Consider the following 16,073-nt stretch of genomic DNA (forward strand, 5'->3'; position numbering starts at 1 on the left):
CGTCCTGGTGTCGCCCCTGAGGTGGCCCCGGATTCGGCGGTGCGCGCCGCTCGCGGGGCGGGTCGGAGCTCCGCGCCCGTCTGTTCGACTTCCCGCGGTGAGCGTCGCACAGTATGCCTCAGGCGTACTCCTTCGCGTTGGAATATGCCCGAAGCGCTTGTTGGCGTGACTGTACGTCAACCATGCTTTCTCGTAAGGGATTCACGTTCTGTGATCCCCGATCTGGCTGTTGGCCCAAGCGTTGTTCTGGGCATGCAGAAAATGGCTACGATCGTGGCCCTCGTGCGGCGCGAGGCGATGTGTCCGCCGGTTCGGATGGTGTGAGCGGTGCAGGTGCTTCAAGTGCAGCTGGAGATCCGGCCCGACCCCGCAGAGGTGGGGCGGGCCCGGAGATGGGTGCGGTCGCGGCTTGCCGGGTCCGGGGTCGCGGACGACGAGCCGTTGGCCGAGACGCTGATCCTTCTCGTCTCGGAACTGGTCACCAACGCGGTGGTGCACACCGGGTGTCCGGCGGTGCTGCGGCTGTCGTTCCAGGGTGTGCGCGGAACGCGGTCCGGTGTCCAGGGTGTGGCCGGCGGGACCGTGCGGCTGGAGGTCGTCGATCTGAGCGACTGTCCACCCGTGCCCCGGCACGCCGAGGGCGACGAGACCAACGGGCGCGGGCTGGAGCTGGTCGACGGGCTCGCGGACCGGTGGGGGTGGAGCGCCGAAGGTGTCGGCAAGCGCATCTGGTGCGAACTGGACCGCTGCCCGGCCCCGGCACCGTGCGGAGGCGGGAGTTCGGCCACCGCTCCGGGGGTCGCCACGACCGCCACCGCGGGTACCGCTTCCGCGTACGGGGGCATGGCGGCGTACGAAGCTGTCTGACCCGGCGCCCTGTCGGTGTGCCGCTGGATGTGGCGTCGGGTCCGGCGCTCGGCGGGGCACGGTCGCAGAAATGTCCGGGTTCCTCGGCCGGGTGCGGTGCGGTGCGCCGGGGTGTGCCCCCGTGCGCGGTTGTCGCAAAAAGGGCGTAAGCGATAAATCGCCGAACAGGTGTTGACGTGACGTGACCGTGTGAACACGCTTGTGTTCAGCGCGATCCGCCGCGAGGGGACGGCGAGGGTCCGGTGACGGGGTCCTCGACGAGTGTGGGTCGTGTGTTCGGCGTCGACTCCTTCAGGGGTGGGGGGTGGGGTGGGAACGCCGAAGGCAGGTGGCGGCGCGCGATGCCGTACTTGGGGTGGGCAATGGCGCGCCGCCGACCGGCCGGCAGGGGGCGGGCCGGCAGAGGTCAGAGGACGGCCACGGGTGCCACGGGACTGCCCGTGGCACCCGTGAACGGCTCCGGGGTCGCCGACAGCAGGAACGCGTACCGGTTTTCTTGTCCACAGGCTGTGGACAACTTTTCGAGATTCCAGTTCTGGCCCTGAGGCATGCCCATCTCCACCAGGTCGAGCGCGTGTACGGGCATCCATAGATCGTCCGATTCCGGAGGAAATATCTCAAAGGTGAGCGTGTCGTTCGCGACCGCCGCCACATCCCGCGCGTGGAACCACTCCGGCGTACGGACCGAAAGCCCGGGCGAGGGATGCATGTACCCGTGCTTGTCGCCTGCCAGGTACACCTGGATCTGCCCGGTCCGTACGAGCACGATGTCGCCGGCACGCACGTGCGTGCCCGCCAACTCCTCCGCCGCGTCCAGGTCCTCCGGGGTGACCGCGTGCCCCCCGTCGAGCCGGTCGACGCCCCGCGCGCGGGCCACGTCCAGCAGCACCCCGCGCGAGACGACGTGCCGAGCCTTGTCGATGCCGACGAACTCGGCGCCGGAGTGGGCGGTGATCGTCGCCGCCGGGCGGCCGTTGTAGAGCTTCCCGGAGTGGGAGGCGTGGGCGAGGGCGTCCCAGTGGGTCGCGCACTGGAGCCCCAGGGTCACGACGTCGTCGCTGGTCGCGACGGTGCCACCGCCCGGCGGCCCGAACAGCTCCTGGTTGATCTGGACCATGGCGTGCACGGGATTCACCCGGCCCGGGATCGCGCCGGTCTGGACGCCGTCCTGCTGGAGCGGGAGCGCGAGGGGGACGCGGTGACCGGTGCGGACGGTCGCGGCGGCCTCGCGTACGACGGCGTCGGTGATGAGGTTGAGGGTGCCGATCTCGTCGGCCGCCCCCCAACGCCCCCAGTTGTTCACGCGTTTGGCGATGGCGTGGAACTCGGCCGGCAATGACATGAGTCCGGTCCTTCCTGGAGTCCGGTCGCTCCCGGGGCTTGCCTCCGGATATCCGCCGGGACATAAAATCTAACGGTCCGTCAGAAACCGCGGGAAGGGGCCGGACGTGGGGAACTTCTTGGCAGGCAAGGTCGTCGCCGTGACGGGCGCGGGCCGGGGGATCGGCCGCGCGGTGGCACTGGGCGCGGCGGCCGAGGGAGCGCGGGTCGTCGTCAACGACTACGGGGTCTCCATCGACGGCGCCTCACCGACGAGCGAGATCGCCGAAGGCATCGTCAAGGAGATCGAGGCGGCGGGCGGCGAGGCGGTCGCGGTGGCCGACGACGTGTCCACCATGGCCGGCGGCCAGCGGGTCGTGGACGTGGCGCTGTCCTCGTACGGGCGCCTGGACGGTGTGGTGTGCGTCGCCGGGATCCTGCGCGAGCGGATGCTGTTCAACATGTCCGAGGAGGAGTGGGATCCCGTCGTGGCGACCCATCTCAAGGGCACGTTCACGGTGTTCCGGGCCGCGTCGGCGGTGATGCGGCAGCAGCGGGCCGGGACGCTCATCGGCTTCACCAGCGGAAACCATCAGGGGTCGGTGTCGCAGCCCAACTACAGCGCCGCGAAGGGCGGGATCATCTCGCTCGTACGGAGCGCCGCGCTGGGGCTCCACAAGTACGGGGTGACCGCCAACGCGGTGGCGCCGGTCGCGCGTACGCGGATGTCGGCGAACGTGCCCATGGAACTGGCGGAGATCGGGGAGCCGGAGGACGTGGCGGCCCTGGTCGTGTATCTGCTGTCCGACCGGGCCAAGGAGGAGCGGATCACCGGGCAGGTGTACACGGTCGCGGGGCCGAAGATCGCGGTGTGGGCGCAGCCGAGGGAGTTGCGGGCGGCTTATGCCTCCGGCGGGTGGACGCCGGAAGGGATCGCGGAGTTCCTGCCGGGGTCGGTGGGGGTGGATCCGATGCCGATGCTTCTGCAGTTGGAGCGGATGGAGGAGGCGGCGCGGGATGGGTCGCGGCCGAACGCCCAATAGCTCGGGGGTGCGTGTGGTTTGGCGGGTGCGGGTGCGTTGTGGTTGATCGCGCAGTTCCCCGCGCCCCTACGGAGTCGGTCGCGTCCTGAGTTGATTAGGAGAGGTCTGTGGACTTTGGGTTTGAGGCTGGGGATGAGGAGTTCCGGGCGGAGGCTCGGGCTTGGCTTCGCGCGCATGTCGATGGGGCTCTCGACCGGCGTTCCTGGGAGCGGATTCTCGGGAAGGCCGGGTGGATCGGGCTCTCCTGGGGGGAGACCGGGTACGGCAATCGCAGCGCGACTCTCACCCAACAGGTCGTCTGGGCCGAGGAGTACGCCCGTTCGGAGGCGCCGACGCGCTCCGGGCACATCGGGGAGAACCTGCTAGCTCCCACGCTGCTCGCGCACGGTACCGACGAGCAGCGGGCCCGGTTCCTGCCGCCGGTCGCCGCGGGCGAGGAGCTCTGGTGTCAGGGGTACAGCGAGCCGGGCGCGGGCTCGGACCTCGCCGGGGTGAGTACGAAGGCCGAGCGGGCCACTGACGGGACGTACCGGATCACCGGGCAGAAGATCTGGACGTCCCTCGCCCACGAGGCCGACTGGTGCTTCGTGCTCGCCCGGACGGAAGCGGGGTCGGTGCGGCATCACGGGCTCAGTTTTCTGCTCGTCCCGATGGATCAGCCGGGGCGGATCGAGGTCCGGCCGATCCGGCAGATGACCGGCACCAGCGACTTCAACGAGGTCTTCTTCGACGGGGCACACGCACGCGTGGAGCACCTCGTCGGGGGCGAGGGCGCCGGCTGGGGGGTCGCGATGAGTCTCCTCGGGTTCGAGCGGGGAGTTTCCACGCTTGCCCAACAGATCGGGTTCGCCGGGGAGTTGGGGCGGGTGGTCCGGACGGCCGTCAAGAGCGGCGCGGTGGCGGATCCCGTCGTACGGGAGCGACTGGTGCGGCAGTGGGCCGAGTTGCGGGTCATGCGCTGGAACGCTCTGCGCACGCTGGGCGGTTCGGGCGACGCCGGGGCGCCGAGCGTGGCCAAACTGCTGTGGGGCGGGTGGCATCAGCGGCTGGGAGAGCTGGCGATGCTCGTACGGGGTGCGGGGGCCGGGGTCGGGCCGGCGGAGTGGTCGGCCGAGGCGCCGTACGAACTCGACGCCGCACAGCACCTGTTCATGTTCTCCCGGGCCGACACCATCTACGGCGGCTCCGACCAGATCCAGCGCACGATCATCGCCGAGCGCGTGCTCGGTCTGCCCAGGGAGCCCAAGGGAGTCGTCTGATGCGCGGTGTGCTGTTCGACGGTAGGCAGATCCAGGTCGTCGACGATCTGGAGGTGAGGGATCCCGGAGCCGGTGAGGTGCTGGTCGCGATCTCGGCGGCGGGGCTGTGCCACAGCGATCTGTCCGTGGTGGACGGGACCATCCCCTTCCCCGTCCCTGTCGTGCTCGGCCATGAGGGCGCGGGCATGGTGGAGGCCGTCGGGGCCGGTGTCACGCATGTGGTGCCCGGGGACCATGTGGCCCTGTCGACGCTCGCGAACTGCGGTGCGTGCGCGGAGTGCGACCGGGGGCGGCCGACCATGTGCCGGCAGTCGATCGGGCGACCGGGGCGACCGTTCACGCTGGGCGGGCGGCCGGTGTTCCAGTTCGCGTCCAACTCGGCCTTCGCGGAACGCACGGTGGTGAAGGCCGTGCAGGCGGTACGCATCCCGAAGGACATCCCGATGACGTCTGCCGCGCTCATCGGGTGCGGGGTACTGACCGGGGTGGGCGCCGTGCTCAACCGGGCCCGGGTGGACCGCGGGGACAGTGTCGTGGTGATCGGCACGGGCGGGGTCGGGCTGAACGTCCTTCAGGGCGCGCGGATCGCGGGCGCCTCGCGGATCGTCGCCGTGGACGCCAACCCGGCGAAGGAGGCGATGGCGCGGGGGTTCGGCGCCACCCACTTCCTGACCTCGACGGAGGGCGTGCGGGAGGTGCTGCCGACGGGCGCGGACCATGTCTTCGAGTGCGTCGGCCGGGTCGAACTCATCCGCCAGGCAATCGACTTGCTCGACCGGCACGGCCAGGCGGTCCTGCTCGGCGTCCCGTCGGCCGCGGCGGAGGCGTCCTTCGTCGTCTCGTCCATGTTCCTGGACAAGTCGATCCTCGGCTGCCGCTACGGCTCCTCCCGCCCCCAGCGGGACATCCCGCTCTACGCCGACCTCTATCGCGAAGGGCGCCTGCTGCTCGACGAGTTGGTGACGGAGACATACCCGGTCGAGGACTTCGAGAAGGCGGTCGGGGACGCGGAGGCGGGGCGGGTGGCGCGGGGGGTGCTGACGTTCTGATCCGCGGTTCCTAGTGGGGTGCGGTCGTCGCCCGGAACGTACGGCGATACGCGGTCGGCGTGACCCCGAGGGCCGTCTGTAGGTGCTGGCGCATCGACTGGGCCGTGCCGAAGCCCGCGGCGCGGGCCACCTGGTCGACGGACAGGTCGGTGGACTCCAGGAGGTGCCGGGCCCGTTCCACGCGCTGCTGGGTGAGCCACTGGCCGGGGCTCACGCCGACCTCCTCACGGAACCGGCGCGTGAACGTCCGTACCGACATGGACTCCTGCTCGGCCATGTCGCGCAGCTGGAGCGGTTCGTGGAGGCGGCCGAGCGCCCAGGCGCGGGCGGCGGTCGTGGTCGCCAACTGGGGTTCAGGTACCGGGCGTTGGATGTACTGCGCCTGCCCTCCGTCACGGTGGGGCGGTACGACCGTACGGCGGGCCACCTCGTTGGCTACGGCGGTGCCGTGGTCACGGCGCACCATGTGCAGGCACAGGTCGATCCCGGCCGCGACGCCGGCCGAGGTCAGCACGTCGCCGTCGTCGATGAACAGGACGTCCGCGTCGACCCTGATCCTCGGGAAGATCCGCTGGAAGTGCTCGGCGTCGGCCCAGTGCGTGGCGGCCGGGCGGCCGTCCAGGTGGCCGGCGGCGGCGAGCACGTACCCTCCGGTGCAGATGGAGGCAAGCCTGGTGCCGGGCCGGATGTGGGCGAGGGCGGCGGCCAGCTCGTCGGTCAGCACGCCCTCCTCGAAGACCGGGCCGAGTTCGTACGACGCCGGGACGATCACCGTGTCGGCGGTGGCCAGGGCCTCCGGGCCGTGGGCGACCTCGATGGCGAAGTCGGCGTCGGTCTCGACCGGGCCCGGCGGACGGATCGAGCAGGTCACGACCTCGTACAGGTACCGGCGCCGGGTGTCCCTGGGCCGGCCGAAGATGCGGTGCGGGATGCCCAGCTCGAAGGGAAGCACGCCGTCGAGGGCGAGGACGACGACGCGGTGAGGGCGGAAGTCCGGGTCCGCCCGGGTGTCTTTCCGGGTCGGGGGCAGGGGCGTGTGCATGGGCATGGCCCGATCCTAGCGAATGCTGTCCTTCCGGCCACTCGATCGGGGAGTGCGCAGGTCGAAAGCTTGACAGCGTGACGACGACCTCCAGACAGACACCCGATGCCGCCGCCGACGACGCCGATGCCGACGACGCCTCCGGCCGCCTCCGGAAGCCCGGCCGGACCCCGCGCCGCCCCATCCACCGGGCCTGGTTCGTCGCCGCCGTCGCGTTCGTGACGATCATCGGCGCCGCCGCCTTCCGCTCCCTGCCCGGCCTGCTCATAGACCCCCTCCACGAGGAATTCGACTGGTCACGCGGCACGATCGGCGCCGCCGTCTCCATCAACCTCGCGCTCTACGGGCTCACCGCCCCCTTCGCCGCCGCGCTGATGGACCGCTTCGGCATCCGGCGGGTCGTCGCGGTCGCCCTCGCGGTCATCGCCCTCGGCTCCGGCCTCACCGTGTGGATGACGGCCGCCTGGCAACTGATGTTGTGCTGGGGCCTGTTGGTCGGCCTGGGCACCGGTTCGATGGCGCTCGCCTTCGCGGCGACGGTCACCAACCGCTGGTTCACCGAGCGCCGGGGCCTGGTGACAGGCATCCTGACCGCGGCCTCGGCCTCCGGCCAGCTGATCTTCCTGCCGCTGCTGTCGTGGATCATCGAGACGTACGACTGGCGCCCGGCGGCGGTGACGGTGTCCCTGGCGGCCCTGACGGTCATCCCCTTCGTCTGGCTGCTGCTGCGCGACCATCCGGCGGACGTGGGCCTGAAGCCTTACGGGGCCCGGGAGTTCGTACCGAAGCCGGCCCCCGTGCCGGGCGCGGCGCGGCGAACGGTCCAGGTGCTGTTCTCGGCGGTGCGCACCGGCCCGTTCTGGCTCCTCGCCGGCACCTTCGCGATCTGCGGGGCCTCCACCAACGGCCTGATCCAGACCCACTTCGTGCCCGCCGCCCACGACCACGGCATGCCCATCACGGCCGCCGCCTCACTGCTCGCCGTCATCGGCGTCTTCGACGTCATCGGCACGATCGCCTCCGGCTGGTTCACCGACCGCTACGACCCGCGCAGGCTGTTGGCCGTCTACTACGCGCTGCGGGGCGTCTCGCTCCTCTTCCTCCCGATGCTGCTGGCGCCCTCCGTCCACCCGCCGATGATCTTCTTCATCGTCTTCTACGGCCTGGACTGGGTCGCCACGGTCCCGCCCACCGTCGCCCTCTGCCGCGAGCACTACGGCGACGACAGCGCGATCGTCTTCGGCTGGGTCCTCGCCTCCCACCAGGTGGGCGCGGCGCTGGTGGCGTTCCTCGGGGGGATGGCGCGGGATGTCTTCGGGTCGTACGACGTGGTCTGGTACGCGTCGGGGGCGTTGTGTGCGGCGGCGGCGTTGATGGCCTTGGTGATACGGCGGCGGGGGGCGGGCCGGGCGGCGGGAGCGCTGGCCTGAGGGATTCCGGCGAGGTTCGGCAGGAATCCGCCGCGGACGAAAGACGTAGCGCACTGAGACACGCGGGGCCACGCTTGGCATGTGAAGACGATCTCTCAACGTGAGTTCCGCGACAACTCCGCCGCTGTCATGGATGATGTCGCGGCCGGTGAGACGTACCGCATCACACACAACGGCATAGAGGTCGCCGAACTGCGTCCGCTGACGCGTCGGTGCAGGCCGAGCGCCGAGCAGTTGGTCGCCCGACACCTCATGCTTCCGCGTGTGGACTACGCGCAGATGCGTGCGGAGGCGGACGAGGTGTTCGAGGGCGAGGAGCGGGTCGACGACGACCCCTGGGAGCGCGAGTGGGGCTGACCGTCGCCCGGAGGGTGCCCTTGACATCTGCACCCACGTCGACCTGGGCGTTCTCAGTGGAGAAGCTGGGAGCCGCGGTCGCGGACTTCGATCCCCTGCCGTTCGACGGGGACGCCGCTGCCAGGTACGGCACCCTGGTCGCGCTGACCATCGCGGCCCACAGGGATCCCCGTCCGCGTCGCATGGACCTGATGATCGCTGCGATCGCATCGGTGAGAGGCCTGCCGCTGTACACCCGGAACGCGGACGACTTCAAGGGGCTGGAGGGCGCGGTGGCCGTGGTCGCCGTCCGATCGAGGACGTGTCGCTGCCGCACGGGACGAGCATCCTGCTCGTGCCTCGTTGCCGGTGCTCATGCCATATAGGCAACGTCCGGTGACCCGGGAGGGTCCGGGTCAGAGGAACCGCCCGCGATGGAACAGCAGCGGAGTGTCTTCGCCCTCGCCCGACCCCAGTGCCTCCACCCTTCCTACGACGATCAGGTGGTCCCCACCCGTATGCACCGCCTGGATCGTGCAGTCGATCCAGGCGGCGGTGCCCGCCAGGCGGGGGGAGCCGGAGACGGGCGTCGGCTCGTGGTCGACGCCCGCGAACTTGTCCGCGCCGCTCCGCGCGAACCCGCGGCACAACTCGCCCTGCCCGGCGCCCAGTACGTTGACGCAGAAGACGCCCGCGCGGGCGATGAGCGGCCATGTCCTCGACGTACGGCCGACCATGAAGACGACGAGGGGCGGGTCGAGGGAGAGGGCGGCGAAGGACTGGCAGGCGAAGCCGGCGGGGGTGGTCCCGCCTTCGGCGGCCGGTGCGGTGATGACGGTGACGCCGGTCGCGAAGTTCCCCAGTACGCGCCGGAATTCGGCCGGGGCGACCGGCGCCCGCTCGTCCTCGCCGACCGCCCGTAAGTCCGGCCGGGGCAGCGCCTCGACGGGGCCCGCGACGGTGGGTGCCACTGTCGGAGCCCCGGTCGACCTGAGATAACGGACGGCAGCTGCCGCCATTCCCGCTTGTCCCAACATACGTCCATTGGAACTGACGGGGCGTCAGAAGTGAAGCCCCGCAAGGCAGTCAACTACCGCCGTAGCGCGGGCTGCGGCGCTCGACGAAGCTGGCCACCCCTTCCCGCGCGTCCGCCGTCGTCATGTTGATCTCCTGGGCGGCGGCCTCGGCGGCGAAGGCGGTGGCGCGGTCGGAGTCGAGGGAGGCGTTGACCAGCTGCTTGGTGAGGGCGAGGGCACGGGTCGGGCCGGTGGCCAGGCGTTCCGCCCATTCGCGGGCCGTCTTGTGGAGGTCCTCGGCCGGGACGACGCGGTTGACCAGGCCCAGGCGCTCGGCGTCCGGGGCCGTCAGCGCGTCGCCGAAGAACATCAGCTCCTTCGCGCGCTGCGGGCCGATCAGGCGGGGGAGGAGGTACGCCCCACCGCCGTCGGGGACGAGTCCGCGCCGTACGAACACCTCGATGAACCTCGCCGATTCTGCTGCCAGGACCAGGTCGCAGGCGAGGGCCAGGTGGGCGCCGAGGCCGGCCGCCGTGCCGTTCACCGCCGCGATGACCGGCTTCTCGCAGTCGAGGACCGCCGAGATCAGGCGCTGGGCGCCCAGGCGGATGACGCGGGCCACGTCACCGGCGATCCGCTCCCCGGTGGCCTGCCCGCCTCCCCGCAGGTCCGCGCCCGTGCAGAAGCCGCGGCCCGTGCCGGTGAGGACGACGGCTCGTACGGCGGGGTCCGCGGAGGCGTCCGAGAAAAGTTGGATGAGGCGTTCTCGCTGGTCAGCAGTGATGGCGTTGAGGGATTCGGGACGGTTGAGGGTGATCCACGAGACCTGATTGTCAGTGGCGTGCAGTACCAATGAGTCAGCCGGCAAGGCGGATTTTTCCGTTTCTCTCGCATTTTCCGGCGGGCTCGATTCTTCGGGGGAGGAAAACATGTGGGTGCTGCTCCGTTTCCTGTGGTGGTGGCTAGAACGGCGGCTGGTTCACGTCCGTGTCCGTGCCGTGCCGGCCGTCCGGACCAGGCCCGCACACCGCCAGCGCGTCCAGAGCCACCGCTCCCTGCCCCCTGGGCAGCACCATCAGCGGGTTGATGTCGAGCTCCGCCAGCTCGTCCCCGAGTTCCAGCGCCATGCGCTGCACCCGCATGACGACCTCGACGAGCGCGTCCAGGTCGGCCGGGGGGCGCCCCCGGACCCCGTCCAGCAGGGCCCGCCCGCGCAGCTCGGTCAGCATGTCCCGCGCCTGCACCTCGCCGAAGGGCGGCACGCGTACGGCGGTGTCCTGGAGCACCTCCACGAGCACGCCGCCGAGCCCCACCGTCACCGTCGGGCCGAACAGGTCGTCGTGTGTGACGCCGACGACCATCTCGACGCCCCGCTCGACCATCTGGCACACGAGTACGCCGTCCAGGTCCACGCCCTCGTAGCGGGCGATGTCGGTCAGCTCCCGATAGGCGTCCCGGACCTGGCTGGCCGAGGTCAGCCCGATCTTCACCAGCCCGAGTTCCGTCTTGTGCGCGATCTCGCCGCCCGACGCCTTCATCACCACCGGGTAGCCCACCAGCCCCGCCGCCCGGACGGCCGCCGCCGCGCTGGTCACCAACTGCTCGCGCGGCACCCGGATTCCGTACGCGCGCAGCAGCAGCTTGGCGGCGTGCTCGCTCAGCGCCTGGCCCGGTCGCATCAGCGCCCGCGCCTTGCGGAAACTGGGCGACGGGGTGCGCGGTGCCTCGTCGAAGGGGGAGCGGTAGGAGGCGGTGAACCGGGCATGGTCGAGGTGGGCGCGGACGGCGGTCACACAGTTCGCGAAGGTGCGGAAGGTGGCCACCCGGGAGGAGCCGAGCAGCGTCTCGCGGTACGCGGTCTCCGTGCCGACCGGCGAGCCCCAGATCACGCACACCAGCTTGTCCGTCTGCTCGGCCGCGTCCACGAGGTCCTGCGCGAGCTTGTCGCTCATCGGCGGGAAGGGGCCGGTGATGGGGCAGACCAGGACGCCCACCGCCGGGTCGGCGAGGATCGCGTCGATGATCTTCCGGCCGCGCCAGTCGCCGACCGGATGCCCGCCGCTGTCGATCGGGTTGGCCACGTTCAGGTAGTCGGGTATCCACTGGTGCAGCTCGTCCTGCTTGCCGGCGGACAGCTGCGGCAGGTTCAGCCCGGCCTCGGTCGCGAGGTCCGCGAAGTGCGCGCCCGTGCCGCCCGAGATCGAATAGACGGCGACCCCGTCGGCGAGTGGACGGCGGGCGCGCGCCAACAGGGCTGAGGTGTCCTGGAGTTGGTCGAGTCCGTCGACGCGGATCACTCCGTATTGCCGCATCACCGCGTCCACCACCGCGTCGGCGCCGGTCAGTTTGCCGGTGTGGGAGGCGGCGGTGCGGGCGCCGGTCTCGGTGCGGCCCACCTTGACCGCGACGACGGGTACTCCGCGCCGGGCGGCCCGGTCGGCGGCGAGGAGAAAGGAGCGGCCGTCCTTCAGGCCCTCGACGTAGCAGGCGATGGCGCCCACCTCGGGCCGCTCGGAGAAGTACGAGATGAAGTCGGCGGTCTCCAGATCGGCCTCGTTGCCGGTGGGGGCCCAGTGGGAGAGGCGGATGCCGAGTTCCTGGAGCGCGAAGACGGGGCGGCCCTGGTGGCCGGACTGGGTGATCAGGGCGATCGCGGGGCCGTCGAGGTCCTCGCGGAAGTTCTCGAAGGCGTTGAGGTTGGTGTTCGGGCCGAGAAGGCGCAGGCCGGAGCGGCGGACGGCGGCGGCGAGCCGGGCCTGTGCCTCCGCGCCCGCCTCGCCCGTCTCCGCGAACCCGGAGGCGAAGGCGACGGCGAACTTCACCTTGGCCTCGGCGAGCTGCTCGACCACGGGAAGGGGGTCGGCGACCAGGAGCACGGCGAGATCGATCTGCTCGGGCAGGTCCGCGACGGAGGGGAAGCAGGGTATGCCGAAGACCGCCTCGCGGGTCGGGTGCACCGGGTGCAGCCGGGCGCCGACCCGCTCGGCCCACGCCAGCAACTGCCGGGTGATACCGGTGTTCGGCCGCCCCTCGGCGTCCGAGGCACCGATCACCGCCAGGGACTCGGGCCGGAAGAAGCGGTCGAGATCGGGCACGCCGGCGTACAACGGCCGGCCGCTGACGTCGAGATCGTCGACGTCGGCGGGCCTGCCGTGCACGACAGGCGAGGGCTGCTCGCCGCAGGCGATGACCCGGGCCCGGCGGGAGTCGGTGGTGAGGGTGCCGTGGGTTGATCCAAGCATCGGTCCGCCCGCTCCTGTGTGACAGCCAATTAACTGACGCAGTGTCAGGTTACTGAACTGACACTCCGTCAGGAACCGGCGTGCGAGGAACTTCTTTGCCGTGCCTGCGAACTCCGTACCGGTCCCCTGTGAACTCCGTACGGGTCCCCTGCGGAACCGGGCGCTCGTGCGCCTTCCGGCCGGGCGGCGGCAAGGACGGCACCCAGTGCACCCGGCAGCTCGGCTGAACTGGCTGTCCACCCGTGGGAGGTGATGGTGCGGGCGGGCGAGGACTGGCTACTTCCCGGCGAGGGACTGCTGCCGGGCGATCACCTTCGCGATGCGTACCGCGTCGATCGCCATTTCGCGGAACATGCCACTGATGGGGTTGGTGTAGCCGCTGAAGAAGAGGCCTGGCGCGTTCTTCGGGGCGTGGGGTCCGTTGACGACCGGCTTGCCGCGTGCGTCGAGGACGTCGAGGTGGCCGACGAGGTCTTCCAGGCCGCGGAGGTATCCGGTGGCGGCGATGACGGCGTCCGGTTCGAGGTGCTCGCCGTCGGCGAGGACGACCTTGCCGTCCTCGAACCCCTCGACGGCGGCCACGATCTCGACCCGTCCCTTGCGAACGGCGTCGATGAGGCCGACGTCCTGGACGGGGATCGAGCCGTCGTTGACGCGCGAGTACAGCCCGGTGTCGGGGCGGGGGAGTCCGTGGGCCGACAGGTCGGGCACGCTCAGCTTGGCCATCGGTCCGGCGAGCCGGTCGACGAGGCGCACCGGCAGCCGTCGTACGAGGATGCCCGTGAACTGGGCCGCCCAGCCGGCCGTGGACCGCCGCACGATGTGCGGCGCGGTGCGCACCGACAGCCGCACCCGCGAGGCCCCGCCCTCCACCAGGTCGACGGCGATCTCGGCGCCGGTGTTGCCGATCCCGACGACGAGGACGTCACGGCCGGCGTAGGGCTCGGGGTTGCGGTACTGGCCGGCGTGCAGCAGTTCGCCGCGGTAGGCGTCGAGCCCGGGCCATTCGGGGATCCGGGGGGTGTGGTTGGTCCCGGTGGCGACGACGACCGCGCTGCCGGTCAGCTCGCGCCCGCCGGTGGCGTGCAGCAGCCAGCCGGTGCCGTCGGCGGTCCGCTCGACCCGGGACACCTCGACGCCGGTGACGACCTCCAGCTCGTGGTACTCGGCGTACTTCTCGAGGTACCGGACCACGTCGTCCCGCGCCACCCACCGCCCGAAGGAACGCGGCATCGCCAGCCCCGGCAGCGAGGACAGCCGCCGGGTGGTGTGCAGATGCAGCCGGTCGTAGTGCCGTCGCCAGGACGACCCGACCCGGTCGCCCCGCTCCAGCACTACCGCCCGCACACCCTGGGCCCGCAGCGCGTACGCGACGGCGAGGCCACCGGGTCCGCCGCCGATGACGTACACGGGGGCGGCTGACGAGGGTGACGGTGTCGGTGACTGGGCCATGTGTCCGAGCGTATTCACCCGCTCACTTGTTAGGTCTCGGTCAAGACCGGAATCGGTTGCGGATTGATCACGGCGGTGGGGGAGGTGGGCGGGGTTGGTGGTATCGGAGGCCTGGTTGTGGGGGCACGGTGAGGCCATACTCAGCTGACGTACCGTCAGATTCAGGAAGTCGTCAGGGGGCCGTGGGCATGGACAGGAGCGCGGACAGGGGTACGGGCGGGGGCGCAGATACGGGCGAGGACAGGGGGCGGTTCGACCTGCCCGGGATCGACGCCTTCACGCGGACCTACTGGGACGCGGCGGCCGAGGGACGGCTGCTCGTGAGGCGGTGCGGGGACTGCGGGCGCGCTCATCACTATCCCCGGGAGTTCTGCCCGTACTGCTGGAGCGAGGACGTGGTGTGGGAGGCGGTGAGCGGACGGGCCACGCTCTACACCTGGTCCGTCGTGCACCGCAACGACCTGCCGCCCTTCGGGGAGCGCACGCCGTACGTCGCCGCTGTCGTCGACCTCGACGAGGGGCCGCGGATGATGACGGAGGTGGTGGAGGGTACGGAAGGCGGGTTGAGGGTCGGGATGGGGCTGGAGGTCGCCTTTCGGGAGGGTGTGCCCGTTTTCCGTCCCCGGGGTGGGGGTCGTACAGCCGTACGGGCTTCAATGGGCTGATGGCCCACAATCACGAGCGGTCCCTCGCCCACCCCATCCCCGAGTTTCCCGAGCTGCTCGGCCATGGACTGCGGCTGCGGCAGTGGCGCGCGGACTCCGACACCGACGTCGACGCGTGGCTGCGCGGGCTGACCGACCCGGACTTCCGGCGCTGGAACACCCCGATGAAGCCGGTCACCGACCTCGACAGCGCCCGCGACTCCCTCGGCACCCGTTCCGGGACCGCGGCGGACGGCACCCGGGTGTCCTTCTGCGTCACGGACGTCGTCACCGACGCGATACTCGGCCACCTGGGCGTCAACGACATCGACCCCTTCATGCGCGTCGGCCGCGTCGGCTACTGGGTTCTGCCCGAGGCCCGCGGCAAGCGCGTCGCCACCCGCGCCCTCGCCCTGGGCACGCGCTGGGCCTTCGACGTCCTTGGCCTGAACCGCCTGGAACTCGGCCACGCCATCGGCCACGACGCCTCCTGCCGCGTCGCCGAACACTGCGGTTTCCGGTACGAGGGGACCCTGCGGGGCGCGATGTTCGCGGAGGAGCGCCAGGACATGTTCCGGGACGTGCACCTGCACGCGCGGATCGCCCAGGACCAGGACCAGGAGCCGTATCAGGACCCGGACCAGGAGTCGGGAGAGGACCTGGAGTCGGAGCCGGTCCCGGATCGGGAAGCGACGACGCCTACGGCCAGAGCAACTCCCTGAGCCAACCCGTGTCCGTACGGCTGTACTTGAGGCGTACGTGGCGGCGCTGGGCGTCTCCCTGGAAGAACTCGGCCTCGTCCGGGCGCAGGCGGTACAGGGTCCAGGTCGGCGCGGGCGCGTCCGGTTCACGCTGGGCCCGTTCCCAGGCCTCCTGGGAGGCGTGCTCCAACTCGGCCACGGAGCCCAGTACTTCGCTCTGGCGGCCGGTCAGCGCGGCGGCCAGTGCTCCCGTCGAGCGGGCGTGCAGGTCGGCCTGTGCCTCCGTCGAGGGGGCGGACTCGACGGGGCCCCGCAGCCGGATCTGGCGGCCCAGCGCGGGCCAGTAGAAGTGGAGTGCCGCGTAGGGGCGTGCCGCCAGTTGGCGTCCCTTGCGGCTCCCGGAGTGCGAGGCGAAGGACCAGCCGTCGGTGTCGGCGCCGTGCAGCATGACGGTGCGTACGTCGGGCAGGCCGTCCGGGTCCGACGTGGCCAGGGACATGGTGTGCGGCTCGGGCTGCCCGGCGGCCACCGCCTCCGCGAACCAGGTGGTGAAGAGGGCCAGCGGTTCGGCCGGTGTCGTGTCCGGGTCGAAGGCCGGCAGCGTGGTGACCTCGGGGGACCACACCCGCAGGGTCCGGAGCAGGTCGTGGAGATCCGGATCCGGTCGCGCAG

The 16,073-nt window shown here is 71.1% G+C and carries 16 protein-coding genes; 9 read left to right on the forward strand and 7 right to left on the reverse strand.

The genetic code is table 11. From position 1 onward, the window contains the following. Positions 1-327 precede the first annotated feature (327 nt). Positions 328-867 (forward strand): ATP-binding protein, encoded by a 540-nt coding sequence (locus tag IEY89_RS01330; protein ID WP_189145335.1) that lies wholly within the window; start codon positions 328-330, stop codon positions 865-867. A gap of 406 nt (positions 868-1,273) precedes the next feature. Here IEY89_RS01330 and IEY89_RS01335 read toward each other — a convergent pair whose 3' ends face one another. Continuing rightward, complete coding sequence (locus tag IEY89_RS01335) at positions 1,274-2,209, reverse strand: cyclase family protein (RefSeq protein ID WP_189145336.1); 936 nt, start codon at positions 2,207-2,209, stop codon at positions 1,274-1,276. A 106-nt stretch (positions 2,210-2,315) separates the two neighbouring features. Between IEY89_RS01335 and IEY89_RS01340 the strand changes: the two genes are divergently transcribed. The 3 genes from IEY89_RS01340 (at position 2,316) to IEY89_RS01350 (ending at position 5,538) form a co-directional block, all read left to right on the forward strand. Continuing rightward, positions 2,316-3,230 carry an SDR family NAD(P)-dependent oxidoreductase gene (locus tag IEY89_RS01340; RefSeq protein WP_189145337.1) on the forward strand — a complete coding sequence of 305 codons (915 nt, stop codon included), beginning with the start codon at positions 2,316-2,318 and terminating at the stop codon, positions 3,228-3,230. A gap of 107 nt (positions 3,231-3,337) precedes the next feature. After that, positions 3,338-4,489, forward strand: a complete 1,152-nt coding sequence (locus tag IEY89_RS01345; RefSeq protein WP_189145338.1) for an acyl-CoA dehydrogenase family protein — start codon at positions 3,338-3,340, stop codon at positions 4,487-4,489. Further along, on the forward strand, positions 4,489-5,538 hold the full coding sequence (locus IEY89_RS01350) for a Zn-dependent alcohol dehydrogenase (RefSeq protein ID WP_189145339.1): 1,050 nt from the start codon (positions 4,489-4,491) through the stop codon (positions 5,536-5,538). Before IEY89_RS01345 ends, IEY89_RS01350 begins: the two co-directional genes overlap by 1 nt. Before the next feature lie 10 nt (positions 5,539-5,548). On the opposite strand, the gene IEY89_RS01355 is transcribed toward IEY89_RS01350, so the two are convergent. Then, positions 5,549-6,586 (reverse strand): GlxA family transcriptional regulator, encoded by a 1,038-nt coding sequence (locus tag IEY89_RS01355; RefSeq protein WP_229694987.1) that lies wholly within the window; start codon positions 6,584-6,586, stop codon positions 5,549-5,551. A gap of 71 nt (positions 6,587-6,657) precedes the next feature. On the opposite strand from IEY89_RS01355, the gene IEY89_RS01360 reads away from it, so the two are divergent. From IEY89_RS01360 to IEY89_RS01370, 3 genes are all read left to right on the forward strand, one after another. Then, positions 6,658-8,010, forward strand: coding sequence for an MFS transporter (locus tag IEY89_RS01360; RefSeq protein WP_189145340.1), 1,353 nt, complete (start codon positions 6,658-6,660; stop codon positions 8,008-8,010). Between the two features lie 81 nt (positions 8,011-8,091). Continuing rightward, on the forward strand, positions 8,092-8,367 hold the full coding sequence (locus IEY89_RS01365; RefSeq protein ID WP_189145341.1) for a type II toxin-antitoxin system Phd/YefM family antitoxin: 276 nt from the start codon (positions 8,092-8,094) through the stop codon (positions 8,365-8,367). Between the two features lie 20 nt (positions 8,368-8,387). Next, the gene (locus tag IEY89_RS01370; protein ID WP_229694988.1) at positions 8,388-8,732 is read left to right on the forward strand and encodes a PIN domain-containing protein; all 345 of its coding nucleotides are present in this window, start codon (positions 8,388-8,390) and stop codon (positions 8,730-8,732) included. 30 nt (positions 8,733-8,762) lie between these two features. Here the strand turns inward: IEY89_RS01370 and IEY89_RS01375 are convergent, their stop codons facing one another. From IEY89_RS01375 to IEY89_RS01390, 4 genes are all read right to left on the reverse strand, one after another. Beyond that, the gene (locus IEY89_RS01375) at positions 8,763-9,365 is read right to left on the reverse strand and encodes a flavin reductase family protein (protein ID WP_189145669.1); all 603 of its coding nucleotides are present in this window, start codon (positions 9,363-9,365) and stop codon (positions 8,763-8,765) included. Positions 9,366-9,432: 67 nt separating this feature from the next. Next, positions 9,433-10,293, reverse strand: coding sequence for an enoyl-CoA hydratase/isomerase family protein (locus IEY89_RS01380; RefSeq protein ID WP_229694989.1), 861 nt, complete (start codon positions 10,291-10,293; stop codon positions 9,433-9,435). Positions 10,294-10,324: 31 nt separating this feature from the next. Continuing rightward, positions 10,325-12,604 (reverse strand): acetate--CoA ligase family protein, encoded by a 2,280-nt coding sequence (locus IEY89_RS01385; protein WP_189145342.1) that lies wholly within the window; start codon positions 12,602-12,604, stop codon positions 10,325-10,327. Between the two features lie 276 nt (positions 12,605-12,880). Then, on the reverse strand, positions 12,881-14,056 hold the full coding sequence (locus IEY89_RS01390) for a flavin-containing monooxygenase (RefSeq protein ID WP_189145343.1): 1,176 nt from the start codon (positions 14,054-14,056) through the stop codon (positions 12,881-12,883). A gap of 188 nt (positions 14,057-14,244) precedes the next feature. On the opposite strand from IEY89_RS01390, the gene IEY89_RS01395 reads away from it, so the two are divergent. After that, a complete protein-coding gene (locus tag IEY89_RS01395; protein ID WP_189145344.1) occupies positions 14,245-14,721 on the forward strand; it encodes a Zn-ribbon domain-containing OB-fold protein in 477 nt (158 codons plus the stop codon). Further along, entirely contained in the window at positions 14,721-15,422 is a 702-nt protein-coding gene (locus IEY89_RS01400; protein WP_229694990.1) for a GNAT family N-acetyltransferase, read from the forward strand. The genes IEY89_RS01395 and IEY89_RS01400 overlap by 1 nt, the downstream gene beginning before the upstream one ends. Here IEY89_RS01400 and IEY89_RS01405 read toward each other — a convergent pair. Further along, positions 15,400-16,026: a pyridoxine/pyridoxamine 5'-phosphate oxidase gene (locus IEY89_RS01405; RefSeq protein ID WP_189145345.1), complete on the reverse strand. Its 627-nt coding sequence runs from the start codon at positions 16,024-16,026 to the stop codon at positions 15,400-15,402. The two genes, IEY89_RS01400 and IEY89_RS01405, sit on opposite strands and share 23 nt — an antisense overlap. Between the last annotated feature and the right edge of the window lie 47 nt (positions 16,027-16,073).

The organism is Streptomyces lacrimifluminis (genome assembly GCF_014646095.1).
In the GTDB taxonomy this organism is placed as follows: Bacteria; Actinomycetota; Actinomycetes; order Streptomycetales; family Streptomycetaceae; genus Streptomyces; species Streptomyces lacrimifluminis.